Source organism: Spongiibacter sp. IMCC21906 (genome assembly GCF_001010805.1).
Lineage (GTDB): Bacteria > Pseudomonadota > Gammaproteobacteria > Pseudomonadales > Spongiibacteraceae > Spongiibacter.
On the sequence record NZ_CP011477.1, the window covers coordinates 2,496,671 to 2,522,612 of the forward strand.

Sequence of the window (25,942 nt, forward strand, 5' to 3'; positions counted from 1 at the left end):
CTACGCTACTCGGGCTTGGTGGGTTCAGCAGCGCTGCCATTTTCATTATTAGCGCTCTTATCAGCATGCTCCTCGGTTCGTGGGTCCATTTCAAACGCGGCCGGTGACGTCGCGGCCATCGGAATAAACGGCTCGGTTTCGTCCACAACCGGTAACACATGACTTTTTCGGCGCCGTGAAATACCAAAGGCAAACAACAGCAGGCAGCTTCCTGAATACAAAAACAGCCCACCGGGCCCAAACAACGACATCACCCCCGAGGCGATGGGAGCACCAATCGCCGAGCAAACACCCAGCACAAAAAGAATGCCACTGCCCACCATCACAAACTCGTCGGGGGTAGCACTGTCAGAGGCATGGGCCAGACAGATGGCATAGAGGGTCATAACTGAGCCGCCCCAAAACAAGGCCAATAATAGGGATAACTGTCCGCCACTATTAAACGCCAATGCCAGTGAGATGCCAGCCCCAAACAAGGTACTAAAAAACAGCACCAAGCGGCGATCATAGTGATCTGAAAGCCGTCCCAGCGGCAGTTGAAACAGCGCGCCGCCTACCACCACGGCACTCATAAACAAACTTAACCCCGCAGCATCCAGGCCTATTCCTTGGGCATAAATTGGTCCCAACGACCAAAACGCACCCGTCACCAAGCCACAGCACATGGCGCCGCCCATACCTACATGGGAGATTCGCCACAACTTTCGTAAATCCAGCTTTACCGCCTGCATCGGTGCCGGTGCCAAAGTCACGGTTAAGGATACCGGCACAATGGCCAGTGATAATAAGATAGAGGCCATCCCAAACAATTGGCCACTGGAAGGCTCAGCAAAGTTTATTAGCTGTTGACCTAAAGTGATCATGCCCAGATTAATCATGGTGTACACCGACAAAACCGTGCCACGGGTTTCTTTGCTCGCCCGGTCGTTTAGCCAGCTTTCAATGGTCATGTGTAAACCCGATACACAACTGCCCAATAAAAACCGCAGCAGCAACCACACCGCAAAACTGGGAAAATGGTGGAAGCAAAGCACCAGCGCAGAAACCAGCGATGCCAATACGGCATAACAGCGGATATGTCCCACCCGCCGAACAATATGCGGCGTGGTAATACAGCCCAGTACAAAACCGGCAAAATAGCTGGAGCCGGTCAGGGCAATTTCGGTTGCGCTAAACCCCACCAGCTGCGCTCGCAAGGGCAAGATAGTCAAAATCAGACCGTGGCCGGTTAAAAACAGCGCATTAGAGAGCAATAAAGACGCAATAGGAAAAAACAACTGTCGCATTCGATCCCTCTCATTCACAGTGGCTAGGCATTAGAATACCCAGACCATCCCTCCCTCGCTACGCTTCCAAGGCTTTTATACTAGCGTTATTAAAAAATAGGAGAATCTCTTTAATAGTCAGGCCACTAAACTGAACAATGTTTGTCACATTGCTAAACAAAGCGCTTGAACTACCCAAAAAGCCCGTCTACTGTGGCGGACTTCGCGCACTGCTTGGCCCTGTCCACCTGCCAAGAAATCGTTTACACCAGTATTAACAACACTCTTTGAGGGATGTAACGCGCCAATGATGAGGCTGCGGAAAAGTATTATCGCCGTGTTTATCGCCGCTGCCGCGCTACTGCTCTGTGCCCAAAGCCGAGCAGAACTGCTGGTAATGGCGGATATTTCGGGCGCCGACGACTCTCTAGATAGTGCCATACAAGACAATATCCGCGCCCACCTCAGCGCAGACAATCTGCCCTGTTCCACCAGTGAAAGAAGTTTACTCCGCGCTCTGCGTAAAAGCGGCGACGAGATATCCCGCGCCATGCGGGCACTGGGCTATTATCACAGCAGTTGGAAAATCTCCCATAAAAAAGACAGCCGCTTGGAAGAAGGCATTAGTAAAAAACTGATTAATAAACGCCAAGACTGCTGGAAGGTTCGAGTGGTCGTGACACCCGGTGAGCCGGTAATAATGACCCAAGTCGACGTCAAGGTATTAGGCGAAGCCAGCACCGACCCGGTTTTTCAAGACTACTTAAACGAGTTGCCCGCCAAAGTAGGCCAACAACTCAACCACGCCGCCTACGAAGACATTAAAAAGGGTTTAAACCAAAGAGCCCGCAACTTTGGTTACTTTGAAGCCAAGCTCGATACCCACACGCTAGAAATAGACACTGACACAAATCAGGCAAACATCTCCATCAGCTTTGATAGCGGACCTCGCTACCACTTTGGCGCGGTGACGTTTTCTGCGTCGCCGCTGGGTGAGCCCTTATTAGAGCGATTCTTGCCCTTTCAAATCGGCGAGGCCTTTAATAACAACAAGCTCATCGAATTTCAAAGCAAGCTGGTCAGCAGCGGCTATTTCGACAGCGTCAGTGTCGACCAACAAACCTCAGAAAGCGACGCCAAAACCGTGCCTATAGCGGTCACCACCACCCCCAAAACACGCTACGAAACCACGGCGGGTATTGGCGCCTCCACCGATACCGGGCCGCGCTTAAGCTATGGGCTGCGCAATCGACGTGTTAACCCCGACGGCGATACCTACCAAGTTAGCAGCCAGCTATCGCCGGTGCAGTCCAACTTGGGTTTTCAATACTCCCAGCCTCGGGCCAACCCGTTGACCGAAAAGCTGCAATGGTCAACGGGGATAGAGACCGAAGACACCGACACGGTAGATAGCACCAGCTTTCAGGCGAAGGTGGCCTTAATCGATGAAACCAGCAGCAACTGGCTACAAACCACCAGCCTTAAGTTTTTGCGGGAAGACTATGAGGTTTCTGACGTCGACCGCAGCTCGATACTACTGATCCCAGAAATTGCCTGGACCAAAAGCCAAAGCAACAATCCACGCTATCCTACCAAGGGCTGGCGAATCACCGCAGCCGTACGTGGCGCAGTAAAAGAAGTGGTATCCGACATCAGCATGGCGCAGGTAGAAACCGACGCGAAACTCATACTGCCACTTTTTGGTGGCCGCGTTATCAGCCGCGCGGGTTTTGGCGCCACCGCGCTGGACGAATTTGACGAACTGCCCGCCTCGCTGCGATTTTTTGCCGGTGGCGACAATAGTGTGCGGGGCTTTGGCTACAAAGATTTGGGCCCTGAAGATGACGAAGGCGAAGTTATCGGTGGCCAACACCGCATTACTGCCAGTATAGAATATGATCACAAAGTATGGCGGGATTTTGCCCTGGCCACCTTCTACGATGTGGGTAACGCCTTCGACTCAAAAGACTTTACCCTGTATCACAGTGCTGGTATCGGTATTCGCTGGTTTAGCCCCATCGGTCCAATTCGTATTGATTTGGCCTTCCCGTTAAAGGACGGCAGCTACCGCATTCATTTATCGATGGGGCCAGATTTATGAGCCCAACAAAATTGACCAATCCAGCAAAGCCCGACTCAAACAAAGCCCCTCGCTGGCAACGCAACTTAGCGGTCAGCATCCTTGGCATGCTGCTGATTGCTGTTATCACTATTGGCTCATTAGTCGCCCTACTCAGCACGGAAAAAGGCAGCCAATGGTTGCTCGCCCTCGCAAATGACAAGGTCGAGCTATTTGATTACCAGCACGCCAGTGGCAATCTCGCCGATGGTCTGCAAATCAGTCACTTGCAAATTCATGCGGGTGGTACCCGCATCGATATCGCTAGCCTGGAAAGTCGCTGGCAATTCTGGGAGCTGCTCAGAGGCCGGTTTAGTATCAGCCAGCTGCATGTTCAGAAACTCGACATCCACCGCTCTAACAAACAAGATCAGACGCCCACTGCACCCGGCGCATGGCCGACATTGTCGCTACCGCTGCCGATCGCCATTAAAGATTTAATGGTGCATGAACTCAGCATTTATCAAGGCGACAGCATTCAGGTCATTGAGACGATTAAACTCCAGGCGAGCATCAGCCCTTTAGGTTTAACCGTTAACAATGTAACGGTGCAAAAAGGCGAACAGCAACTTGCACTGCAAGGCGAAATCGCAGCGGCGTTTCCCTACCCACTTAAGCTCAATATCCATTGGCAGAGCACACTAAACGACAAACAGCAACTCCGGGGTGAAGGCAGCGTCTCTGGCAATTTACATACGCTAAATATCCAGCATCAACTGCTGTCACCCTATGTGCTAAATACTAAAGGCGAGTTAGCACTGGCGGTGAATGACGCCGTGATGCAAATCGATCCCGATACGATCAGCGTGGATATCCATAACCAATGGCCGCAAACCCCCATTGCGGTTGGCGCCGATGACAGCCTACAAAGCCAAGGCCAGTTAGATATAAAAGGTCGATTTGACCGCTACGTACTGAGCCTTAACAGCCGTTTAGCAGCACAACAGAAAAACGGCACTGCTCCGCAGAATAATCGCGCGGCACCGGCAAAGGCGACACCCACAAATCCGCCAGAGTCGCTTGTGCAAACGGCACTTGCCAAACCCAGTCACATTTCTATCAATGTTCAAGGCAACAAACTGGCGCTGCAGCTCAGTGACAGCAGTGTGGAAAGTCATCTCGGTAAACTTGTTATTAACGGCAAAGCCGACGCCAATGCCCTGCTCAACGGCGGCGGTCCGGTAAGCTGGGATATCAGTACCGTCTTACAAAATATCACCCTGGAAAAATTACTGCCCCAGTGGCCCGCCGTCATTAACGCCAACGCGGTTAGCCAAGGTCAGTGGCAGGATGATAAATACACTATCGCCGTCAATCTCAAATCACTAAAAGGGGAGTTACGGGGTAACCGTATTGATGGTAAAGGCAATATCGCCATAACTGAAACCTCCCAATCCATCTCAAATTTCACAGTTAATATTGGCGATAATGCCCTGCGGGTAACAGGCACCCGGCAAGACAACATTGATCTTAACTGGAATATAAACGCCCCCAAACTCACTCAACTGTATAAGGGCCTGAGTGGTCAACTCATGTCACGTGGCGAGCTATCGGGTAGCTTGTCCGCACCCAATGTTAATGCCACCGCCGAAGGCAAATACCTCAAGTTTGACGGCAACAAACTCGATACCGCCACGTTAAATGCCAACATCCAAAAAAATGTATTGGACTTACAACTGCAGCTCAGCGGCATTGAAGCCGCGGCATTAAAAGATGCCGAACTCGCGGTGAATATTCAGGGGAATATGAACCGTCATAGCGTTTCTAGCCAGCTGCACAATGGCATGGAACACCTTACCCTAGACTTGAGTGGTGGTCTTAAGGACCAACGTTGGCAAGGCGAAATTTCTCGCTTGAATATCAACTCGTCCACCGCCGGAGACTGGCAACTTAAAAAGCCAGCGCCGCTTTATGCCGCCGCCGACAACGTGCAGCTTGAAGACTTTTGTCTGCAACAAAAACAAGCCTCCATCTGCAATCAATTGCATTGGCAAAACCAAACCCTGACAACCAAGGCGAGCTTGAACAACGTCGCCATTGAAAACTTTATTCAAGGCATGCCCGAAGGTAGCGGCGTAAGCGGTCGCCTGAATGCCGAGCTTAACGCTGAGGGCCCCATCACTGCATTAAAAGCAGAGGTGAAGGCTTCCATTGATTCACTGCTGATGCGTTACAAGCCCGCCGAAGATGAAGCGCTTGTCGAGTTCGACGGCAAATTTAGCCTTGCTGCGCAATCTGACGGCAAAAAAGCCACCGCCCAAAGCCGCTTTAGTTTAGCCGAGTTTGGCGAGCTAAATGCCCAACTTTCAATGGACGCCTTAAACGCCGATGCCAATCTGCAGGGTGAAATCCAAGCTGGCTTTAGCAATCTGCAATGGCTGGGTTCACTGCTGCCCCAACTGGAAAAACTCGACGGTAAACTCGATAGCAATATCAATATTGCCGGTCAGCTTTCCAAACCCGTTATCGCTGGCGAAGTGTCGCTGCAAGCACTGCGCATGGATATTCCAGACCTGGGCTTAAATTTACGCGACGGTGAACTATCGGCCAAGATCGACAACGATTCTCAGTGGCAAACCACCGCCAAGGTCATGTCTAAAGACAGCGCACTGTCTCTTTCAGGTCAAGGTTCTCTAGACGGTAAAAACGGCCCCGTTGGCACATTAACGGTGACCGGCGATCGTTTCTTGCTAGCCGACACTGACGACTTGCGAGCAATGGTCAGCCCCAAGATCGATATTCAACTCAAAGACGAAACCATCGATATTGGCGGCAAACTGGCCATTAACGAAGGCCACTACCATCTAAATGCCCTGCCCTCCCAAGCGGTTGATGTATCCGGCGACGAACGCATTGTCTCCAAAGAGCCAGAAAATCAGCTGGGTGGCCGACCATTGAATATCGAAATAAATCTGGCGCTGGATAAAAGCTTTACCTTTAAGGGCTTGGGCTTTAGCACTGCGCTGGGGGGCAACTTGCGCATTAAGCAAAAAGGCGACTCGGCACCCCAAGCCTACGGCAGTATCAATCTGTACGACGGCTTGTACAAAGCCTATGGCCAAAAACTAGCGGTAGAAAGCGGCATATTGATTTTTCAAGGGCCGCTGGACAACCCCGGTTTGAACATTACCGCGGTGCGAGAAACCAAAGACGGCACCGCTGGTATTCGCATTGGTGGCTATGCTCAGGATATTCGCAGTGAATTATTCTCAAACCCCGCCATGTCACCCACTAACACCATGGCTATTTTGGTCACCGGTAAAGCGCCATCGCAAATGAACCAGGACGATGCCAATCAGGTTGCGAATGCTGCCACCGCATTGGGGATTTCTCAAAGCGCCGGAATCAGCAATACTCTTAGAGAAACCTTCGGAGTAGATGTACTCAGCTTGCAAGGCGGTGAAACCTACACCGAAAGCTCATTGGTGGTCGGTAAATATCTTAATCCCAAGCTCTTTGTCAGCTATGTGCAAAACCTGTTTACCCCGGTTGGCGCAGTGCAGCTGGAATATAGCCTGACCGACAACCTCGGTTTAAAAGCCCAATCGGGCAAAGAGCAAAGCATCGACTTGCTCTACAAGGTCGAGCACGGCGATTAGTGTTGCGAGGCGACGTTAAGCGCTCAGCTGCCCTATATCATGGCCGCCCCACATAAGCACTGTTAAACCATGAGTTTAAAACAACGATTTCATGGTGCCGCCATCCACAGTGAGGGTCGCACCCGTCACATAGCTGGCGGCATCTGACAACAAAAATGCGCCGACCTTGCCAAACTCCATCGGATCACCATAACGGCCAAGCGGAATGTTTGCTTCATTTTCGGTCTTGGCTTGTTCGACGCTACCGCCCGTTCGCTGCGCCTGAGCAACATCCAATGACTTCACCCTGTCGGTGTAGATCAATCCGGGAATAAGATTATTCACTCTGATGCCGTCGCCCGCATATTGCCGTGACAAGGTTTTTACTAAGCTGCTGACTGCCGAACGCATCACATTCGAGAGCAACATAATTGGCGCGGGTTCTTTCACGGTGCTGGAGGTGATCGCCAGAATCGCCCCACCTCGCTTTTTCAGCTCGGGTAACACCGCATTGACCATCCGCACCGCACTCATCAGTGTTAACTCAAACGCGGCCTGCCAATCGCTATCGTCAAAGTCTTCAAAACTTCCCGGAGGCGGTCCGCCAGCATTGACCAGCAAACCGTCCAAACGACCAAAGTCGCCAATTGCTGAACTGATCGCAGTTTGAATACTCGCGCCATCACTGGCGTCCATGACATAAGCTTTCACGGTTTGACCACTTTCGTCTGCAAGGACCTGTGCCGCCGCAGAGATGGCGGCTTGGTCGCGGCTGGCTATCGCCACACTGGCACCGTTTAACACCAGCTGCTGAGCAATTGCATAACCCAAACCTTTGCTGGCCGCGGCCACAAAGAAAACCTTATCTGTTAGTTGCAAATCCATAACTCGTCTCATCAGTAGTAAATTTGAGGCTTCGGTAACATTTTACTGTATTCGTTCAAGACAAAGACGCGGCCTGAGGAATTAGGTAGAATTGCCGCCTTTATGGCAGCTGCCAGGCACTTAGCTTGCGGTAAACGCAAAAAACACGTGACAGCCCATATAATCGCTGTCAACATTAATGCCTTAATGAAGGCACACGACTATGACTAGCAACCCTACCAGCACCAACTACCACCACGGCAACCTTCGCCAGGAATTGATGGAGTTGGCAGAAAAACATCTTGTTGAAGGCGGCATCGGTGACCTAAGCTTACGCGCCCTGGCCCGAGAGATTGGCGTCTCCCAAACCGCACCTTATCGCCATTTCAAAGATAAAAACGCCCTGCTCGCAGCCTTGGCAACTGAAGGTTTCAATCGCTTTTTTGAAATTTGCAAACCCAGCGAAAACGAGGTGCGGGCAGACTTCAGCTTGCTTAAATTTGGCCTTGCTTACGTGCACTTTGCCAAAACTCACACCGCCATGTTCCACCTTATGTTTGGCCCAGCACTCACCCCGCGTAATGAATACCCCGAGCTCTTTTCGGCGGGTAGAGAAGCTATCTACAAAGTACGCGCTGGCGTTGAGCGCGGGTTTAAAAACAACGAGATTCGACAAATCGATGATGTCGCGTCCATTGCCCACACCATCTGGGCCGCTGTTCACGGCGTCGCCACCCTAATGCTGGATCACTCAGACACCTATGGTTACCACCGGGACCTGGACCTTCAGGCAGAAAAATCCCTGCGAATGATGGTGGCCGGACTTTGTGTAGACCCAAAAGATATTGCCACCCTGCCCACTGAAGCCAGCAAATACTCTGAGCAGCCAAAAACAGAAAGCTAAGCGGTCTAGTAGCAGTCAAGTTACCAGCCAGCAAGCGCTCGCTGGTAACCCCGTTACAACTTATCCCGGCTAAAAAACGTCCATATACCATCCCAGGCGATAACGCTTTTAACGCTGATCAAGAAGAAGCTCTCAACGCAGCAAACACAGCGGCACCTCTAACGGCCTCCAAATCTTCCTCTACGTTCAAAGCGATCTCTGCCCGCTTTAGCGCCAACCGCCCATGATATTTGGCGGCATCGCTCATCCCGGCGTCACCGGTAGAGGCGAGTGAGTGTAAGGCTTTTTGTAATCGTACCGACACCTCCACCATCGCTGCACCATCGCGACCAATTGCTGTAAATGCATCGTCGAACATTTGTCGCACTGTAACCTCCGGCACTTCTACACGGTCGTATTGAGGTAGATCATTATCCTCGGCGGTGTTGGGCTGCCCCCACTCGGCCAAGAGTCGCAGCAATGTTCCGACAACATTAATTGCCGTGCCGGGATCATTCACGGCAGGCGACAAGGCGCGGCTGGCAATCTCTGACAACACCACCAAGCCAAAGCGTGGGTCGTCGTCAAACAAACGATGGCGACCAATTTGAAACGCCTTGATCACACATTGGGGATCAATATCGACGTTCTTGTCTTGCTTATCTCTGATGTAAGCTAATGGCTGACCCGGTGCGGCCAAGCTACCCGGCAGAGCCATCACAACTAACCGAGCATCGGCCTCCTCCGCCCACTGCTGAAGTGCCGCTGTGTCGATATGTTGTACATACCCCACTCGCTCTGTAAACACAGCCTGACCACTGGGCTCAGCGCCAACTTGCACACCACAAAGCCTTGGCGCGTTCTGCCGACGTTTTAATGCTGCAGCAGTAGCCAATTCCACTTTATCGATGGTTGAACCCATGCGTCCTAAACGGGCGATACGATCTACCCAGCGGACAAAGGTCATGATAACAATGCCAAACACCATTATCGTCAGCGCAAAGAGTACAAAGAGACCTGCGGTGTCGAAATAATTATTGGTGACTGCGGTAATCCCCACAACACTAAAAATAAATGCGCCAACAAAGGTCGACAGTGCATTTTGAGAGGCATCGTCCGCGACAACCAAGGTGAACGAACGCGGGGTGGCGGTACTGCTTGCCGAAGCGTAGGCCGACACCATCGACGTCACCGAAAAAGTCGCAATAACCAACATGCTGGCAGACATAATGGACAGCAGCTTTTTGATTGAATCTACCGCAATCTCAGGGGCCAATTCTGCTAACGCACTGCCATCTGCCAGCTTGGCGATAAATACCGCTGCAATCGATAACAAACAAACAGCTAAGGGTTTAACCCAAAGCCGCTCGCGAAATCGGTTAATGATAAACCTGAGCCGGTCTGCCGACATGAACGAAGCCATTTTGATCCCTTTTTTAATTAATGGATTTTGGCTTAGGAAGGGGATGGGCGTCCATGCCCAATTCATTTTTTAAACTCTGTGCGCTGACCCGTACCTATCTACAACCGCGGCATTTAAGCAATGAAAGGTTTACACAATATCGTCAACCACTCCGCCATCCACCCGCAGCGCGGCGCCACTGGTGGCTGAAGCCTGCTGAGAGCACACGTAAACGACCATATTGGCCACCTCTGCCGTGGTTGCCGGGCGCTGTATCACCGAGCTGGCGCGATGGGCCATCACAAATTCTGCGCCCAACTCTTCTACACTTTTACCCGTTTTTTCTGCTTCATCGGCAAACATCGCCTCAAAACCATCGGACAAGGTCGGCCCCGGCAAGACACTGTTTACCGTTACGCCGCTGCCCGCCACACGTTTTGCCAACCCCCTCGACAACGACAGCTGCGCTGTTTTACTGACCCCGTAATGAATCATATCGGCGGGAATATTGCGCGCTGACTCTGAAGAGATAAACACCACTCTGCCCCAGCCGTTTTCCTGCATCGTCGGCAAATACGCCCTGGATAATCGCACTCCCGACATCACATTGGTTTGCCAGTAACGCGCCCATGTGTCGTCGTCGGTTTCAAAGAAATCTTCCGGACCGTAGATGCCCGCATTGTTGACGAGAATATCCACTTTTGGCACTGCTTTGATCAATGCCGCACAGCCCTCTGCACTGCCAAGGTCGGCAGCGACGGTGCTCAAGGTCGCCGAGGAAAATTCGGCAAGCAAGCTGTCTTTTGCCTTGCTGAGACTACTTTCATTGCGGCCATTTAAAATGACCTCTGCGCCGGTCGCCAGCAAACCCTTGGCAATGGCAAAACCAATGCCGCCAGAAGAAGCCGTCACCAGTGCGCGTTTACCTTGAAGATCTATATGCATTTCATATCCTTTAGTGTTGAGGAATCTTGAGCAATACCTTTCTGCCAATTGCTGAGCAGAAGCGAACAAGTGTCCACAAAAATATCGTATCGGCCCCGGTTTATTGATTAAATAGACAAAGTATTAAGGCACCTCTGATTAATTCGGTAATGTTTCAACGGAGTCTCTGGCGCGCACTGGCAAGACGCGATGCGAACGACTGCATGGATGCAGGAGGTAGCGCAACGCAGGAGCAGTTGCCGCGATTAAGGCTGGTTGTCCTTAATGAGCATGGCAACGCAGTCCAGTGTGCGCCAGAGGCCCGCCCCTCGGGGCTTAGCCAAAAGCGACTCAACTGCGTTGCCGCCACTTGAAAGGCAACCAGCATTCCTTCATGTCGGCGCCTTGTTGAGCCGCTTTTGGCTAAGCTTGAGATATCACCGAATTAATCAGAGGTGCCTTATGTAATTTTGTCTAAAGAGTTAAAAATGAAGGGATTAGATGACCTGATCGGCCTACGGGTATTTGAGCGTGTAGTCACCTTAGGTAGCCTGACCGCGGCCGCTCAGGATTTAGGCCTGTCTATTGCCGCCGCCAGTAAACGGCTGGCCAAGCTGGAAGCCCGCCTGGGTTTGCAACTCATTCATCGCAGCACCCGCCGATTGTCGGTCAGCGACGAGGGTAAAACCCTTTACAGCTACGCTCAACGCGCTCTTTTAGAACTGGATCAAGCCGAAGAAATTCTGCTGCAAACCAACCAGCGGGTGGCGGGTAACTTACGTATCACCGCCCCCCACAGCTTTGGTCGGCAGCGTTTGGTGCCCCTCCTCGCGCCCTTTAAACGCGACTTTCCCGATTTAAACTTGCAGTTGATATTTACCGACGGAGTAGAAGACTTAATTGCTGGCAGTATTGATGTGGCTATCCGCTATGGCCAGCTTCCCGATTCGGGCATGGTGGCCCGGGAACTACTCCCCAACCGCCGGGTGCTATGTGCATCGCCAGACTATTTAGGCCGTTGGGGCACCCCCAGTTCACTAGACGACTTACAACAACACCAGTGTATTGTGCTGGGCAGACAGGCTGATACTGAGTGGCGGTTTACCAATAGCAGCGTTCAAGTCCACGGCAGCATTTGCTGTAACGATGGCGAAGCGGGTCACAGCATGGCCCTGCAAGGTATGGGAATTGTACTGAAGTCGTATTGGGATGTTGTCGAAGACCTGCAGTCAGGGCAATTAATTCAAGTCCTCCCCGACCATGCCCAAGCCTCGGCGCCGATCAGCGCAGTGTATTTACAGAAACGCGACCTGGCACCCAGGGTGCGCGTGTTTATCGACTTTTTGGTGGCCGAAATGGACAAACTGCGCAGTCAACTGCCTTTTGTTTAATGTGGGGCTGCCGCTTGCCTGGCATGAGTCATCAACCTGACGACACCCTCTTCCCCACACCTTTAGCTCCTCAAAATAGCCATTGGCGGCGCGCTCACCACCCGCCGACAACCCAGCCATCCTGTGGCTGCAAACAAAAACCCACCAAACAAGGGCGCAGCAATAAACACCGGCCAATGCCATACCAACGGCATGTCCAACACCCATAGCTGCACGGCCGATAAAGTTAGGTTACATCCCAGCGCGGCCAGTAAGCCCGCCATTGCCCCCATCACCACAAACTCGGCTAACAAGCTGCTACGAATTAACGACGTACTGGCTCCCAGCGTTCGGAGTAAGGCATTTTCTTTGAGGCGACTGTCAAGACTCGCCTGCACATTCGCAAGCGTCACTAACAGCGCACACACCAGCACCATCGCCAACACTAAACCAATAGCCGCACTGAGCTGGGCAATCACGGTTTTCATTTGCTTCAAAATGCCGTCAATTTCAATAAGCGTAAAGGTGGGAAATTGTCGGAGCAATTCGGATAACAATGGCTTTTTATCCGGCGGCAAATAAAAGCTGGTGATATAGCTACCGGCATATTGACTCAAACTATCAGGCGGAAAAATAAAATAAAAGTTGGGGCGCATACTCGTCCACTCCAGACTCCTTATACTCGCCACCTCCGCAAACAGCGACTGCCCGCCTAAGTCAAAACGTAACCGGCTGCCCAGCTCCAGTTTAAGTTGCTCGGCGATATCGACTTCGACAGAAACGGGCAGAGGCTCGCGTTGCTTATCACCGGCTTGCCACCAACGCCCCGACAATAAGCGATTATCATCTGGCAAGGTTTCGGCCCAGCTCAGGTTCATCTCTCTATCAATATTATCTTCGGCCTTATCTATGCCTTTAATATCACCCACGGCATTGCCATCAATATGACTAAGGCGTCCCCGCACCATGGGATACAAACCCGCGTAGGAAATCTCCTGCCGTTGAAAAAATGCCTGCAGCGGTGCCAGTTCAACATTCTGAATATTAATTAAGAAGTGATTGGGCGCACCAGCATCTACTTGTAACTGCCAATCTTCGATTAGGGACTCTCTCAACACCGCCAGGCTGGCCAGTGCCATTAACGCCAATGCAAAACTGGCTACCTGAAAAGCATTGGCAAAACGCCGTCGATAGATTGCTGCCAACACCAATCGCAAGCGTGTGCCCTTGGCTTTTTCTGCGCGAAATTTAGCAAAGCGAATCAGTAACAGCACCGACACCATAGCCAAAACGACCAGAGTGATGCTGGCAAACATCACCGCTAAAGCAATCCACAAATTGCCGCTATACCACCACATTAAGCCAGCGATACCAAACAAACCCAAACCGCCGCTGGCCACTAGCGCAGTACTACCAGCAGCCTGATCACGACGCAGGACGCGCAGGGGTGAAACCCGACTCAACTGCCAGATAGGCGGCATCGCAAAAACCAGAGTACAGACCAAGGCCGTGGCGCCGCCCACCAGCAATGGCAACCAACCGGCACTGGGTATCTCCAGATCGATCAGCTCTCTCAGGCTGTAAAATAAGCTCCACTGCAGGGCTTTACCCACCACGGCACCCATCAAGGTGGCCAGTACCGCCAACAAAAACAACTCGACGAAGAAGCTGTGCAAAATATAACGGCGACTGGCACCGAGAGCTTTCATAACAGCCACCTGGTCAACATGGCGCTCACCAAAACGCCGGGCAGCCAGTGCCACGGCTACACCCGCCAGCGCCACACCCAAACTTGCGGCCAACAGTAAATACCCCTCGGCTCTCGATAATGTTTCGGCAAGGGCGGGCTGGCCGTCGCGTACATCCAACCACTTATGGGCAGGTAATAACTGAGGCTGTAACCACTGTTGATACGCCTCCAATGCCTCGGCATCGCCACTGAATAAATAGCGATACGACACTCGGCTACCGGGCTGAACAACCTCGGTGGCGGCAACATCCTCTTGGTTCATCAGTGCTCTTGCCGCAAACAACCCAGACATGCCGCCTTGATCTGGCTCGCTTATTAACACTTTGCTGGCCGTTAGACTCAGCTCTCCCAGCTCAATTTTCATGCCGGGCGTTATCGCCAATAGTGAAAACAACCGCGAGTCTAGCCAGATTTCGCCAGGGGCCGGGCCCACCTCAGTCAACTGCCCCGGCCCAAACACCTCGTCACCTGCCTCAATGGCGCCAATCAAGGGGTAAGCTGCCGTGGCAGCTTTAATCGACGCCAATTGCAATTGATCATCAGCCATTAACATCGAGCGGAAACGCAGGGTTTGGGCCTGACGTAAATCCAACTCTCCGGCCTTTTCCAGCCACGCCTGGGGTAGCGGTCTAGGTGACTTCAATACCCGGTCAGCAGCCAGAAAATGCTGACTCTGCTCCAGCATGGCCAGGTTTAAACGTTCGGAAAACCCGGCAATACCGCTGACAATGCTCACCGCCAATAACAGCGATAGGGCCAACAAAGCCAGCTCCCCGCCCCGCCATGCTCTGAGTAAATTGCGTAATGCATGTCGAAACATCATGATGGGCGATCTTCCGTCAACACCCCATCATCCATTGTTAAAATGCGCTGACAGCGACTGGCAAGGCTGGCTTCATGGGTGACCAACACCAAAGTCGTGGCAGATTTTTGGTTTAACTCAAACAGTAAATCAATTATGTGTGCGCCGGTTTTAGCATCAAGATTACCGGTGGGCTCATCGGCAAACAAAATTTTGGGTTGCACAGCAAAGGCGCGGGCCAACGCCACGCGCTGTTGCTCCCCCCCGGAAAGCTGCCTAGGGTAATGGCTCTCTCGCTCGGCCAGCCCGACGCGATGCAAAAATGTTTTGGCAGTTGCCAGTGCATCGCGGCGCTGGTCTAGCTCGAGCGGCAACATAACGTTTTCTAATGCGCTTAAACCCGGCAGCAATTGAAATGACTGAAAGACAAAGCCGACATAGCGCGCCCGCAAGGCTGCACGTTGGTCTTCATTCATTGAACTCAACGACTCTCCGGCAATGGATACATCACCCGTGCTGGCGGTATCTAGCCCTGCAAGCAGTCCCAGCAACGTTGATTTACCGGCACCTGAAGCTCCGACAATGGCCACGCTTTCTCCTGTCTTGATTTCTACAGAAATCCCTTTCAATATCTGCAGCGTATGTCCAGCTAGTGCCACTGTCTTACTGAGGTTTGTAACCGATATCATATGACTCACTTTATCCAGTTTTTGCCCGGACGGATTTCGCCTCGGCGCGCACTAGCCCTATTGCTAGTCCTGTTATTACAAGGGGCTTTGCCCCGAATTGTCCTTGCCGACACCATTCTACTATTGGGCGACAGTCTGAGTGCCGCCTATAAAATACCCGTAGAAAGTAGCTGGCCCGCCTTGTTACAAGATTCCATCGACGAGGAACACAGCCTTAAAAATGCCAGTGTCAGCGGCGAAACCACTGCGGGGGGGCTTGCCCGACTACCGGCGCTACTCGCCAAAAACAATACCGATATATTGATTATTGAGCTGGGAGGCAATGATGGGCTGCGTGGCTACCCGCTGGTACGCATACGAGAAAATATCGAAAAAATGATCAAGCTTGGCCAAAAAAAGGGGGCCAAGGTTGTGTTACTGGGCATGCATATTCCGCCTAATTACGGCCGCCGCTATGCCGACGGCTTTCACAATATTTACCTATCACTAGCCGAAGAAAACAATACGGCCTTATTGCCGTTTTTACTAGATGGGGTGGCCAAGCAACCACGGCTAATGCAGGGCGACGGCATTCATCCCACGGCAGAGGCCCAGCCGATAATTTTGCAGAATGTATTGTCGGTGCTACGACCTTTGCTCGACTCGACTAATTAAACGCCGTTCAGGCACTTAAAATGCGGGAGGCTTAAAGCCCTACAAAAGCCCCTACAAAATGGCCTTACACCAAGTTTCGAGGATCAAGCATCTTTTCCAGTTCAGTTCTGGATAGGTCAGTCATTTTTTCTGCGACATCAATCACTGGCCGCCCTTCTTTATAAGCTTTTTTAGCAATGTCAGCCGCATTTAAATACCCTATCACCGGATTTAAGGCCGTCACCAAAATAGGGTTGCGGGACACCGCCCGATTCAACGCTGCCTCATTAACCACAAAGCCAGCAATAGCTTTGTCTGCCAATGCCGTCATGGCATTACTCATCAGCTTAATACTCTGCAATAAGTTACTGGCGATAACGGGGAGCATTACATTTAACTGAAAATTACCCGATTGCCCGGCAACCGTTATACACGCATCATTTCCTATCACCTGTGCCGAGGCCATCGCGACCGCTTCAGGAATAACCGGATTCACCTTACCCGGCATAATACTGCTGCCAGGTTGCAATTCCGGAAGCTGAATTTCACCCAAGCCGGCCAATGGCCCGCTATTCATCCAGCGCAAATCATTACTGATTTTCATTAAACTGACCGCCAGCGTTTTCAACTGTCCCGACGCAGCCACGGCCACGTCTTGACTGGCAATGCCTTCAAAGAAGGAGCCGTTAGGCATAAAACTCATACCCGTATCCGCACTTAATGCCGCACAGAATTTTTCTGCAAACAAGGGAGGCGCATTCACTCCCGTGCCCACGGCTGTTCCACCCTGGGACAACAAACAAAATTGACGAAGTGTTTCTTGTAAGCGTTCGCGGTTTTTATCAAGCTGCCCTGACCAAGCCTCCAGCTCTTGTGAACAGCGAATGGGCATGGCATCCATCAAGTGGGTACGGCCAGTTTTAACGATATCGTGCAGCTCAATACTCCGTTCATTAATAACAGCTTGTAAATGATCTAATGCCGGTAAAAGGCGCTGTTGAAGGGCCAGTGCAGCACTGAGATGAATGGCCGTAGGAATCACATCATTGCTGCTCTGGCTCATATTAACGTGATCGTTGGGGCTAATCTCAAGGCCACTATGACGCTGCGCCAAGGCAGCCAGCACCTCGTTCACATTCATATTGGTGCTGGTCCCGGAGCCGGTTTGAAACACATCAACCGGAAATTGATCGGCATATTCGCCAGCCAGGATTTTTTCCGCGGCCAAACTGATGGCTTGATATACCGCTTCGTCCATGAGCCCGGCCTCATGGTTTATCATTGCTGCACAGCGCTTAATACGCGCCACTGCGCGAATAAACTCGCTGGGCATGTGCTGGTCGCTAATCTTAAAATTGTCCACCGCGCGCTGAGTTTGGGCGGCATATAAGGCAGATTCAGGTACCTCGACCTCACCCATGCTGTCTGTTTCTTTGCGATACCCAACCATGTTTCTCTCCTTAAGATAATCTTAAGATAGCCCGTAAATAATGCCCGTGTCTTATGCTAAAGCTGACAGATGGCAGCGAGAGATGTTCCCCTACCCTATGCCAGCTCGACAACTGATAGAATAGCCACCCTGAATGGGAGGAACCGATGTCGGATTATCAAAACGCTAGCGCACAACAATGGCAACAATGGGACCGAGACCATATTTGGCACCCTTATTCATCGGCGTTGCAACGCCCTGACATCTTTCCGGTCGCCTCTGCCAGCGGTGTACGATTACAGCTCAGTGACGGTAGAGAACTCATCGACGGCATGTCATCCTGGTGGTCCGCTATTCATGGCTACAATAACCCAATATTGAATCAAGCGGCCAAAGCCCAGTTAGATACCATGTCCCACGTTATGTTTGGTGGCTTAAGTCATCAACCAGGCGCCAGCCTTGGCAAGCGATTGGTCGACATCACCCCTGAGCCACTGAGTCGGGTATTTATCTCCGATTCTGGCTCGGTGGCCGTGGAAGTGGCGATTAAAATGGCGCTGCAATTCTGGATTTCGCAGGGCAGTAAACAAAAGTCCAAACTGCTAGCCCTGCGCAATGGCTACCATGGTGACACCTTTGCCACCATGGCAGTGTGCGATCCGGTCACCGGCATGCATCATCTGTTTAGCGAAGTGCTTACCCAACACTTTTTTGCCCCCTCGCCCACCGTCGACTTCAAGCAGCAAGCCACTGATGACGACATGGCTGATATGCAGGCGCTACTGGAAGCTCATCACCAATTCCTTGCCGCGGTAATCGTCGAGCCAATTGTGCAAGGTACTGGCGGCATGCGCTTTTATTCCCCCGACTATCTTCGCCGGCTACGTACACTTTGCGACGACTACGGCGTGCTGCTGATCCACGACGAAATCGCGACGGGATTTGCCCGCACCGGCGAAATGTTCGCCTGTGACCACGCAGGTATCAGTCCCGATATTATGTGTGTTGGCAAAGCATTAACCGGCGGCTATATGTCTTTAGCGGCCACGCTCTGTACCGAAGAGATTGCCGTTGGTATCTGCGAGGGCGAAGCCGGTGTTTTTATGCATGGCCCGACGTTTATGGGTAATCCTCTGGCTTGCAGCGTCGCCAACGCCAGTATCGATTTACTATTAAGCCAAGATTGGCACAGCAATATGCAGCGTATTCAACTTGGCTTGTCTGCAGGTTTATCCTCCGCTAAAGAGATAAATGCTGTAAAAGACGTACGTTGTCTGGGCGGGATTGGTGTGATCGAGCTACATAAGCCGGTGAACATGGTAAGTATTCAAAAACGCTTTGTTGAAGCAGGCATTTGGATACGCCCCTTTGGCAAGCTTGTTTATACCATGCCGCCCTATATTATTAGCGACAAAGACCTGGCGAGTTTATGCAAAAGTATGATTGAAGTGCTGCACAAAGAGTTTGACGCATGAGTCAAAAGCCATCGCTGAAACACAAAATGCACGAGGTGATTTTTGGTACCGAAAAAGGTCCTGGCCGCAACTTTGACATAGCGGTCATTATCATCATTCTCGCCAGTGTATTTGCGCTGTTTTTAGATTCTGTCGCTGCGATCAATGCAAAGTATGGCCACCTGTTATTTACCGCTGAATTAGCCTTTACTTTTTTATTCACCGTAGAATATTTAGCTCGCATCTACTGCGTACCCAATCGAAAAAAATACATATTTAGTTTTTATGGCTTAGTCGACCTCATCGCAATCTTGCCAACCTACCTGTCTATTTTTATTCCCGGCGCGCAGCATCTTCTTGTGGTTCGAATCTTCCGGGTATTGCGAATTTTTCGCATTTTTAAATTGCTTCATTATATGATCGAAGCCCATGTATTGCTTCGATCACTGGAATCATCGCGGCATAAAATTTCCGTTTTTTTAGTTGCCGTCGTAACCCTGGTTATCGTTTTTGGCTCATTAATGTATCTTATCGAAGGTCCAGGCAATGGATTCAGCAGCCTTCCTAAAAGTATCTATTGGGCCGTGGTTACCGTCACCACAGTAGGCTACGGTGATATTGCCCCACAAACAGCAATGGGCCAGGCTGTTGCCGCCATGGCGATGATTACTAGCTACGCTATTATTGCCATTCCAACCGGGATTCTTAGTGCAGAGCTTATAAGAGAGAGTCAGCGTCAAATTAGTCAACAACAATGCAATAGCTGTAAAAAATTAGGTCACGATAAAAACGCAAACTATTGCAAATATTGCGGCGCACAGCTACCTGTTACCGAATAGATAAGATGCACAATAAAAAAGCCAGCCGGGCAGTTTGGGGGGAGGGGAAATAGCCCCGACTGGCGAGGGGGTATAAAAAGAGTGGAGACTCTTTTCAGCTGTACATAACGTTTTTAGAAAGCAAACCTGGCGCCGAGTTTAACGGTATCCATATCACCTTCAAAACGGGTTGCCGGTGCTGGCAAACTGGAATCTTCCAAGTCCACCTCGTAACGGTCGTACTCTAAAGCGACTGCTAGATTATCGGTAACATGGAAGTCAGCGCCGATACCAACAAAGGGCTCATCACCGTCATAGCTTTCTTTCAAGCCACCGACATTCACGTCTGCGTCCCAGAATAACTGACCGACTTTAGCAAACAAACCAAAGCGCTCACTGAGCGGCAAACGACCCACCACCGCAATGTCATAGCCATCAATATCGGCTTTGCCTATATCACCACCAAAACTACCAAAGTCAAGATAGCCCGCTTCTACAGCGATAAAGGAGTTGAACTGTAAACCGACCAAGGCTTCTTTAAAATCATCATCTTCATCAAAGTCGCCGCCGCGATCTTTATAACCACCGTAGTTACCACCAACATAAAGATGCGGGCCTTCTGGTGCAGCCATCGCAACTGGTGCAAGTGCAATCGAACCACTGGTTAATGTAAGCAGTGTTAAAATCTTTAATTTAGATGAGCTCATCATTACTTCTCCCGTTTCTTTTTTCCCGATAAGGATGCGCTGTCAATAATGTTGACTGTTTTAACCTGCCAACGTTTGCATCATTCGTATACTGTGAGCTTGGCTTGCTGTCGTTAGTTCCGCTTTTGGTATTATTCCGCTTCTTCAAAATCTTCTGAGCCAGATTTACGCTGCGCAATAAACTCTTTTCGACTGACAACACCATCAGCATTGGTATCAACATCATCAAAGTCATGTCGCAGAGTACGTTCTATCTGCGCTTCGTCTTTATCCAGCTGATCATCTCTATTTCGATCTAAGGCACTAAACACCGCATTATTGGCATCTTTTGCCCGCTCTAACTTTTCCTGAGGGGACGGGTCGGGGTTTTGACCAATATCACTACCCAAAGGTGCCGCAACAACTGACAAAGAAAGTGCAGAAACAACCGTAGCGAATGGAATTTTCCAGTTCATTGACCGTTTCATTAATGAGTAACTCCCTGTGATTTCTCTGAATTTTGCGCGGAGCAAAATAAATCTCTGCGCCCTGTCCTATCTTCGGACTAGCTAAATTTAAGAGAGTTCGGATTTTTTAACAGTTCGCAAAAAAGCAAATTTCCACTAGCATGACGTGTTACTGCATATTGCTATAAAAATTATTGGCGCAAGGAGTCGTTTCGGTGATCAAAACCGTTGAGATACATACCCCCGCTCAGGGTCTACACAGCATTACTGACAAAGTGCGCGACGCACTCCTCAACGCACCCGCCGAAGGTTTATGCACCCTATTCATACAACACACCTCTGCCAGCCTTTTGATTCAAGAAAATTATGACTCTTCCGCGCAAAGAGACTTAGAAAACTGGTTGAATCGATTAGTTATCGAAAAAGACCCCCTCTACACCCACACACTTGAGGGCGCCGATGATATGCCCGCGCATATTAAAGCCGCGCTCACTGCCAGTTCGCTCTCCATCCCTATTATCGGCGGTGAATTGGCACTTGGAACGTGGCAAGGTATTTATCTGTGGGAGCATCGGCGGGCAGCCAATATTCGTAAAGTCATTATTCATTGCAGCCCGTAATATGCTTTCATTTTGACCAAAACGCCGCTTATCAAGCTGGCAGCTCAGCCATGGCAAGATTGGCTGCACATGCTAGTATCAAATCATTAAACCTTTTCCATAGTGGGGACGACGTTGAAATATTGCTTACCGCTTATTATTGCCCTAGTAGTCGCAAGCTTGGGACTCTACTCCAACCAGAGCCTGGCCATAGAGCTGGGAGGCACCCTGCCCGCCTATCAAGTAGAAAGCAAAGGCGAACTGATACTTGAGGGAGAGGATATTCGCTATCAACCTTGGTCTTCTTCTGCCATTACGAACGATAGCCCTACACTTATTTTTTATATGGCTGCGCGCCTGTCTTCCGAAAAAATCATTGCGCCATTACGCGATCAACTTGATGCGAAAAATTATGCAGATGGCAGTTTTCAATCCATCAGTATAGTGAATATGGATGAGGCCTTATGGGGGACTGGTGGCTTGGTGCTAGGAAAACTTGCCGATAATAAACGTGACCACCCCCGTGCTACTATAATTGCAGATGATGTGGGCAGTGCTCTGTCACTCTGGTCGCTGAAAAAAAAGAGCGTGGCGGTAATACTCCTTAACAGCGATGGCGTCATTGAATACCTGAATCAAGGCTCACTAAGTGAAAACGAGGTAGCGGAAATTATTCAGCTTTTAGATAAGAAAATAGCCAAATCACAGGCAAAATAAACCACTTCACCTCCACCTGAGCGCTGACAATGCCAGGCAAATCTCTGGTATTGAATACACAGACGCATGACTGAAAAATCTGATGATATCGCCTCTATCACTCAAGAGGCGCCGCCCAGAGAAACGCTGGAAATCCTGTATCAAGATGACAATCTTGTGGCGGTCAACAAGCCCACCGGGTTGCTGGTACACCGCAGCCCGATTGACCGACACGAAACCCGCTTTGCTCTACAACTGTTGAGAAACCAACTGGGGCGCTATGTTTATCCCCTACACCGTCTGGACAAGCCAACGTCTGGAGTACTGCTGTTTGCCCTGTCTGCAGAATTTGCCAAAGCAATGGGAGCAAGCTTTGCCCAACACGCAATTGATAAACGCTATCTTGCCGTTGTGAGAGGCCACTGCCCAAGTGAAGGAGTTGTTGATCACCCATTGAAAGAAGAAGACAAAGCGCCAGGGCAAGCATTTGCTGAGCCTCAGAGCGCGACAACAACGTTTCGTTGCCTGGCGCACCATCAAATTGAGGCGGCCATTGAAACCTATCCCCAATCCCGCTATTCCTTGCTGGAGCTATCCCCCTTAACGGGTAGACGGCACCAACTGCGCCGACACATGAAGCATATCTCTCACCCCATCATCGGTGATGCCAAGCATGGGCGTGGCCGCCATAATCGCTATTTTGCTGAACATTTTGATTGCCCAAGACTACTGTTGCACAGCTATATCAGCAGTTTCCAACATCCACTTAGCGGTGAAAAAATAATGATTCAAGCGCCGTTGGATGAAGCTTTTTCCGCCTTGTTACAACGTTTTTCTTGGTCTGATGCTGTCCCTAATCGGAAACAGCCACAGCAATAACATACTGATTAGCGTTGGCGGTAGGGAATTTGGCAATACTCTATGCCCCGCCGAGGGCGAATGCCATTTTTGGCTAAGCACATTTTCATGGAGTTCATCGACAAACTGATATTGGGGGTCGGGCCTAGAAAGACATGGTCCATCTGCATCTCTCGAGCGCTTTGCAACGCCAGCCTAAACTTCATAAACGGCACCAGCATACTGCGCCCCTCTCTGAAAAATACCGGCGCTGCCATATAGTCTGAAATGACTGGCGAAACTAGACGCCACTCTTGCTCTTCTTCAAACGAGGGGTGTTTGAGAATCGCCGCAATTCGTAGGAGATCCGTTTCCAACTCCTGAAAAAGGGAGTGACATACCTCTGCATCGGCATTGCTGTCACTAATATCACCCTGCGCGGCCAATGCCTCTACCGCATCGACGATTTTAGCAATCAAAGTACGCTGGCCATTGCTGTCGTAAACACAACGTCCCAGCCTAAAATCCTGTTCTGCGGCACAAAAGCTAACGTATTCGGCATCAAACCCCAGACTAGCGCCTTTTCCCATGGCGCTATAACCCCGCCACTGACTTAACAGGTTGCCATTAGAACGAAACGACGCACCAAATAAAATATGACCATTGGTAATTCGGTGCTCGACCCAGTCAATAAAGTAATTCAATAACTGCGGGCAATCATGTCCAGACGCTATCCGCTCGGTCACCTCCGCTTTCACCAGATCCGCGGTGTGGCGTAGTTCAGCCGAATCGTTCATGTAGCGAATATCGCTGGCCCAAAGCACTTGGCTGCTGACAATCCCCAGCACGCCGGTGAAGGAGGTGTAATGATACAAAGTATCTTTTGGCCGCTCCGCGTATAGGGATTCGGTAATGGCTGTAATCATCCTCGCTCCAAATTTTGCCTTAATCCGAACGCTTCAAACCAAACGGGTAATAATTTAATGAAACAGTTAAAAGTCATCGCTGCCACGTAAAAAGCTCAGTACCATTTCATTGAAAATCACCGGTTTTTCAGCATGGAGCCAATGCCCCGCCTCCTCAATGGTTTTAATTTCTACATTGGGAAACTGCTTCTGGATACCCACCCGGTACTCATCTTTTATATAGTCTGACGCGCCGCCTCTAATAAATAAGGTGGGCCCCGAAAATATGCCCTTACTCGGCGCTTCACTCAGATTATCGTAACACTGTGCAATCGCCGACAAATTCATTTTCCACGCCCAGTTTTCATCGCTGCTACGCATCAAGTTTTTTAGCAAAAATTGTCTAATCGCTACTTCAGGGATTGCGCTCTGCAGTTCGACATCGGCTTGTTGCCGGCTTTCGATGCCTCGCAGATCAAGCCCCTGCAAGGCAGTTAAAATATCATCGTGACCCCGCCCATAAGCGACCGGTGCAATGTCAGCAACCACTAATTGCCGGACACGTTCAGGAAAGCTGGCGGCAACGTCCATTGCCACTTTGCCGCCTAAAGAATGACCCATAATATCGGCTTGGTTGATATCTAAATCATCCAGTTTGGCAATGACGTCCTTTGCCATATGCGGAATATCCATTACGTCGCTATGGGCAGATTTACCGTGGTTACGTAAATCCAAAAGTACTACTTTATAAAATGGCGACAAATATTTTGTGAGTGCCAATAAATTGCTGCCAGAACCAAAAAGACCATGCAGCAAAACCACTGTTTTCTCGCCTTCTCCACGAACTTCGGCGTGAAGATTGACGGTGCCAGTGGCAAGTTCACTTCTCATGCTATACCTCGATTGCTAGAATGCTGGACCAAACTAATTACAAAGGTGTGATTGTGCGAAAAATTACAACGCTAATCTATTGCGTGTTGGCCGTGGTATTTCTACTCCAGGGCTGCTCGTCCGTCCGCTACAACCCCACAACGTATGAGTATTACATCAACAAAGAGGCCCTGAAAAAAAGCCCCGTTAAGACAGTTATCATTGCGACGGTAAATGTTTCTGGCGAGCCGACCCGGTCGATACTACGGGACTCTGTGCCTAAGATCGACGCCATGACCGAAGATTACCTTACCGCCAATGGTTACGAAGTGCTTCCTCAGCATATTTTTGAAAATGCTTGGCGCAAGGCTATTTTGACCCATGGCGATTTCTATGACCCCACCAGCGGTAAGGTTGACGGCAAAGGTTGGCAAATCGTGATGGCCAGTACCCTGGCTCAAATCAAAGAAGAAGGTAGTGTAGACGCCGTGCTGTTCACCGACTTAATTGAGCATGAGGTACAGCATAGCCCGGGACTGAAGCACAATGCGCAATGGTACGGTGTCACCAGAGAACCCGCCGTTGATGGCGCAGCTGACTCGGTCTCAGTCGAATTTGATTGGACGCAAGTTATTAAGGGTGCGAGTTTAATCATGACATTGTACTCCCCTGACGGCGAACCCCTCTTCAGCAGCCGCGGCGGACTGGACACGCTGCATTCAATAGATAAGCGGCGCTCAGACAAAAGTTTTGTTCGAAGAAAGAAAATTCTGAGCAAAGACCGCTTTATTGAAGAAGGGATTCAACTCTCTCTCCATCCATTAATAAAAATGGAAGCGTGGCCAGGCAAGACAGAAGAAGCCAAAAACGACAAATAACGGTCTGGCCCCAGCCAAACAGGG

Annotated in this window: 22 protein-coding genes; 11 read left to right on the top strand and 11 right to left on the bottom strand. The window is 50.5% G+C overall.

Annotated elements, in window-relative coordinates; genetic code table 11:
• Nucleotides 1-5: 5 nt before the first annotated feature.
• Complete coding sequence (locus IMCC21906_RS11550) at nucleotides 6-1,286, bottom strand: MFS transporter (protein ID WP_047012296.1); 1,281 nt, start codon at nucleotides 1,284-1,286, stop codon at nucleotides 6-8.
• Between the two features lie 286 nt (nucleotides 1,287-1,572).
• Here IMCC21906_RS11550 and IMCC21906_RS11555 point away from each other — a divergent pair, with 286 nt between their 5' ends.
• Nucleotides 1,573-3,366: an autotransporter assembly complex family protein gene (locus IMCC21906_RS11555; RefSeq protein WP_047012297.1), complete on the top strand. Its 1,794-nt coding sequence runs from the start codon at nucleotides 1,573-1,575 to the stop codon at nucleotides 3,364-3,366.
• Nucleotides 3,363-6,983 (top strand): translocation/assembly module TamB domain-containing protein, encoded by a 3,621-nt coding sequence (locus IMCC21906_RS11560; protein ID WP_047012298.1) that lies wholly within the window; start codon nucleotides 3,363-3,365, stop codon nucleotides 6,981-6,983. The genes IMCC21906_RS11555 and IMCC21906_RS11560 overlap by 4 nt, the downstream gene beginning before the upstream one ends.
• Before the next feature lie 75 nt (nucleotides 6,984-7,058).
• Here IMCC21906_RS11560 and IMCC21906_RS11565 read toward each other — a convergent pair whose 3' ends face one another.
• A complete protein-coding gene (locus tag IMCC21906_RS11565) occupies nucleotides 7,059-7,847 on the bottom strand; it encodes an SDR family oxidoreductase (RefSeq protein ID WP_047012299.1) in 789 nt (262 codons plus the stop codon).
• Between the two features lie 202 nt (nucleotides 7,848-8,049).
• Between IMCC21906_RS11565 and IMCC21906_RS11570 the strand changes: the two genes are divergently transcribed.
• A complete protein-coding gene (locus IMCC21906_RS11570) occupies nucleotides 8,050-8,730 on the top strand; it encodes a TetR/AcrR family transcriptional regulator (protein ID WP_052763508.1) in 681 nt (226 codons plus the stop codon).
• 118 nt (nucleotides 8,731-8,848) lie between these two features.
• Here IMCC21906_RS11570 and IMCC21906_RS11575 read toward each other — a convergent pair whose 3' ends face one another.
• Nucleotides 8,849-10,132: a DUF2254 domain-containing protein gene (locus IMCC21906_RS11575; protein WP_047012300.1), complete on the bottom strand. Its 1,284-nt coding sequence runs from the start codon at nucleotides 10,130-10,132 to the stop codon at nucleotides 8,849-8,851.
• A gap of 129 nt (nucleotides 10,133-10,261) precedes the next feature.
• Nucleotides 10,262-11,056: an SDR family NAD(P)-dependent oxidoreductase gene (locus tag IMCC21906_RS11580; RefSeq protein WP_047012301.1), complete on the bottom strand. Its 795-nt coding sequence runs from the start codon at nucleotides 11,054-11,056 to the stop codon at nucleotides 10,262-10,264.
• A gap of 467 nt (nucleotides 11,057-11,523) precedes the next feature.
• Between IMCC21906_RS11580 and IMCC21906_RS11585 the strand changes: the two genes are divergently transcribed.
• Nucleotides 11,524-12,426 (top strand): LysR family transcriptional regulator, encoded by a 903-nt coding sequence (locus IMCC21906_RS11585; RefSeq protein WP_047012302.1) that lies wholly within the window; start codon nucleotides 11,524-11,526, stop codon nucleotides 12,424-12,426.
• A gap of 62 nt (nucleotides 12,427-12,488) precedes the next feature.
• Here IMCC21906_RS11585 and IMCC21906_RS11590 read toward each other — a convergent pair whose 3' ends face one another.
• Together IMCC21906_RS11590 and IMCC21906_RS11595 are read right to left on the bottom strand one after the other, a co-directional pair.
• A complete protein-coding gene (locus tag IMCC21906_RS11590; protein ID WP_052763509.1) occupies nucleotides 12,489-14,978 on the bottom strand; it encodes an ABC transporter permease in 2,490 nt (829 codons plus the stop codon).
• Complete coding sequence (locus IMCC21906_RS11595; protein ID WP_047012303.1) at nucleotides 14,975-15,646, bottom strand: ABC transporter ATP-binding protein; 672 nt, start codon at nucleotides 15,644-15,646, stop codon at nucleotides 14,975-14,977. Before IMCC21906_RS11595 ends, IMCC21906_RS11590 begins: the two co-directional genes overlap by 4 nt.
• Between IMCC21906_RS11595 and IMCC21906_RS11600 the strand changes: the two genes are divergently transcribed.
• Nucleotides 15,647-16,300 carry an arylesterase gene (locus IMCC21906_RS11600; protein ID WP_047012304.1) on the top strand — a complete coding sequence of 218 codons (654 nt, stop codon included), beginning with the start codon at nucleotides 15,647-15,649 and terminating at the stop codon, nucleotides 16,298-16,300.
• Nucleotides 16,301-16,364: 64 nt separating this feature from the next.
• Here IMCC21906_RS11600 and IMCC21906_RS11605 read toward each other — a convergent pair whose 3' ends face one another.
• Nucleotides 16,365-17,729, bottom strand: coding sequence for an aspartate ammonia-lyase (locus IMCC21906_RS11605; RefSeq protein WP_047012305.1), 1,365 nt, complete (start codon nucleotides 17,727-17,729; stop codon nucleotides 16,365-16,367).
• A gap of 146 nt (nucleotides 17,730-17,875) precedes the next feature.
• On the opposite strand from IMCC21906_RS11605, the gene bioA reads away from it, so the two are divergent.
• Nucleotides 17,876-19,183 (top strand): adenosylmethionine--8-amino-7-oxononanoate transaminase, encoded by a 1,308-nt coding sequence (bioA, locus tag IMCC21906_RS11610; RefSeq protein ID WP_047012306.1) that lies wholly within the window; start codon nucleotides 17,876-17,878, stop codon nucleotides 19,181-19,183.
• Nucleotides 19,180-20,001: an ion transporter gene (locus tag IMCC21906_RS11615; RefSeq protein WP_047012307.1), complete on the top strand. Its 822-nt coding sequence runs from the start codon at nucleotides 19,180-19,182 to the stop codon at nucleotides 19,999-20,001. The genes bioA and IMCC21906_RS11615 overlap by 4 nt, the downstream gene beginning before the upstream one ends.
• Nucleotides 20,002-20,114: 113 nt before the next feature.
• On the opposite strand, the gene IMCC21906_RS11620 is transcribed toward IMCC21906_RS11615, so the two are convergent.
• Together IMCC21906_RS11620 and IMCC21906_RS11625 are read right to left on the bottom strand one after the other, a co-directional pair.
• On the bottom strand, nucleotides 20,115-20,690 hold the full coding sequence (locus IMCC21906_RS11620; protein WP_156166035.1) for an outer membrane beta-barrel protein: 576 nt from the start codon (nucleotides 20,688-20,690) through the stop codon (nucleotides 20,115-20,117).
• Nucleotides 20,691-20,818: 128 nt separating this feature from the next.
• Nucleotides 20,819-21,154, bottom strand: a complete 336-nt coding sequence (locus tag IMCC21906_RS11625; protein WP_156166036.1) for a hypothetical protein — start codon at nucleotides 21,152-21,154, stop codon at nucleotides 20,819-20,821.
• A gap of 194 nt (nucleotides 21,155-21,348) precedes the next feature.
• Between IMCC21906_RS11625 and IMCC21906_RS11630 the strand changes: the two genes are divergently transcribed.
• From IMCC21906_RS11630 to IMCC21906_RS11640, 3 genes are all read left to right on the top strand, one after another.
• A complete protein-coding gene (locus IMCC21906_RS11630; RefSeq protein ID WP_047012309.1) occupies nucleotides 21,349-21,753 on the top strand; it encodes a secondary thiamine-phosphate synthase enzyme YjbQ in 405 nt (134 codons plus the stop codon).
• 114 nt (nucleotides 21,754-21,867) lie between these two features.
• Nucleotides 21,868-22,449, top strand: a complete 582-nt coding sequence (locus IMCC21906_RS11635) for a YtfJ family protein (RefSeq protein ID WP_047012310.1) — start codon at nucleotides 21,868-21,870, stop codon at nucleotides 22,447-22,449.
• A gap of 66 nt (nucleotides 22,450-22,515) precedes the next feature.
• The gene (locus tag IMCC21906_RS11640; protein WP_156166037.1) at nucleotides 22,516-23,307 is read left to right on the top strand and encodes a pseudouridine synthase; all 792 of its coding nucleotides are present in this window, start codon (nucleotides 22,516-22,518) and stop codon (nucleotides 23,305-23,307) included.
• 8 nt (nucleotides 23,308-23,315) lie between these two features.
• Here the strand turns inward: IMCC21906_RS11640 and IMCC21906_RS11645 are convergent, their stop codons facing one another.
• Nucleotides 23,316-24,191, bottom strand: a complete 876-nt coding sequence (locus tag IMCC21906_RS11645) for a DUF2971 domain-containing protein (protein ID WP_047012311.1) — start codon at nucleotides 24,189-24,191, stop codon at nucleotides 23,316-23,318.
• A gap of 66 nt (nucleotides 24,192-24,257) precedes the next feature.
• Nucleotides 24,258-25,061 (bottom strand): alpha/beta fold hydrolase, encoded by an 804-nt coding sequence (locus tag IMCC21906_RS11650; protein WP_052763510.1) that lies wholly within the window; start codon nucleotides 25,059-25,061, stop codon nucleotides 24,258-24,260.
• 53 nt (nucleotides 25,062-25,114) lie between these two features.
• Here IMCC21906_RS11650 and IMCC21906_RS11655 point away from each other — a divergent pair, with 53 nt between their 5' ends.
• Nucleotides 25,115-25,918: a hypothetical protein gene (locus IMCC21906_RS11655; protein WP_156166038.1), complete on the top strand. Its 804-nt coding sequence runs from the start codon at nucleotides 25,115-25,117 to the stop codon at nucleotides 25,916-25,918.
• The last annotated feature ends 24 nt before the right edge of the window (nucleotides 25,919-25,942 follow it).

Bases quoted from the DNA above. Each gene is read 5' to 3' on its own strand.
- IMCC21906_RS11550 (WP_047012296.1), bottom strand. From the start codon at position 1,286: ATGCGACAGTTGTTTTTTCCTATTGCGTCTTTATTGCTCTCTAATGCG.
- IMCC21906_RS11555 (WP_047012297.1), top strand. From the start codon at position 1,573: ATGATGAGGCTGCGGAAAAGTATTATCGCCGTGTTTATCGCCGCTGCC.
- IMCC21906_RS11560 (WP_047012298.1), top strand. From the start codon at position 3,363: ATGAGCCCAACAAAATTGACCAATCCAGCAAAGCCCGACTCAAACAAA.
- IMCC21906_RS11565 (WP_047012299.1), bottom strand. From the start codon at position 7,847: ATGGATTTGCAACTAACAGATAAGGTTTTCTTTGTGGCCGCGGCCAGC.
- IMCC21906_RS11570 (WP_052763508.1), top strand. From the start codon at position 8,050: ATGACTAGCAACCCTACCAGCACCAACTACCACCACGGCAACCTTCGC.
- IMCC21906_RS11575 (WP_047012300.1), bottom strand. From the start codon at position 10,132: ATGGCTTCGTTCATGTCGGCAGACCGGCTCAGGTTTATCATTAACCGA.
- IMCC21906_RS11580 (WP_047012301.1), bottom strand. From the start codon at position 11,056: ATGCATATAGATCTTCAAGGTAAACGCGCACTGGTGACGGCTTCTTCT.
- IMCC21906_RS11585 (WP_047012302.1), top strand. From the start codon at position 11,524: ATGAAGGGATTAGATGACCTGATCGGCCTACGGGTATTTGAGCGTGTA.
- IMCC21906_RS11590 (WP_052763509.1), bottom strand. From the start codon at position 14,978: ATGATGTTTCGACATGCATTACGCAATTTACTCAGAGCATGGCGGGGC.
- IMCC21906_RS11595 (WP_047012303.1), bottom strand. From the start codon at position 15,646: ATGATATCGGTTACAAACCTCAGTAAGACAGTGGCACTAGCTGGACAT.
- IMCC21906_RS11600 (WP_047012304.1), top strand. From the start codon at position 15,647: ATGACTCACTTTATCCAGTTTTTGCCCGGACGGATTTCGCCTCGGCGC.
- IMCC21906_RS11605 (WP_047012305.1), bottom strand. From the start codon at position 17,729: ATGGTTGGGTATCGCAAAGAAACAGACAGCATGGGTGAGGTCGAGGTA.
- bioA (WP_047012306.1), top strand. From the start codon at position 17,876: ATGTCGGATTATCAAAACGCTAGCGCACAACAATGGCAACAATGGGAC.
- IMCC21906_RS11615 (WP_047012307.1), top strand. From the start codon at position 19,180: ATGAGTCAAAAGCCATCGCTGAAACACAAAATGCACGAGGTGATTTTT.
- IMCC21906_RS11620 (WP_156166035.1), bottom strand. From the start codon at position 20,690: ATGATGAGCTCATCTAAATTAAAGATTTTAACACTGCTTACATTAACC.
- IMCC21906_RS11625 (WP_156166036.1), bottom strand. From the start codon at position 21,154: ATGAAACGGTCAATGAACTGGAAAATTCCATTCGCTACGGTTGTTTCT.
- IMCC21906_RS11640 (WP_156166037.1), top strand. From the start codon at position 22,516: ATGACTGAAAAATCTGATGATATCGCCTCTATCACTCAAGAGGCGCCG.
- IMCC21906_RS11645 (WP_047012311.1), bottom strand. From the start codon at position 24,191: ATGATTACAGCCATTACCGAATCCCTATACGCGGAGCGGCCAAAAGAT.
- IMCC21906_RS11650 (WP_052763510.1), bottom strand. From the start codon at position 25,061: ATGAGAAGTGAACTTGCCACTGGCACCGTCAATCTTCACGCCGAAGTT.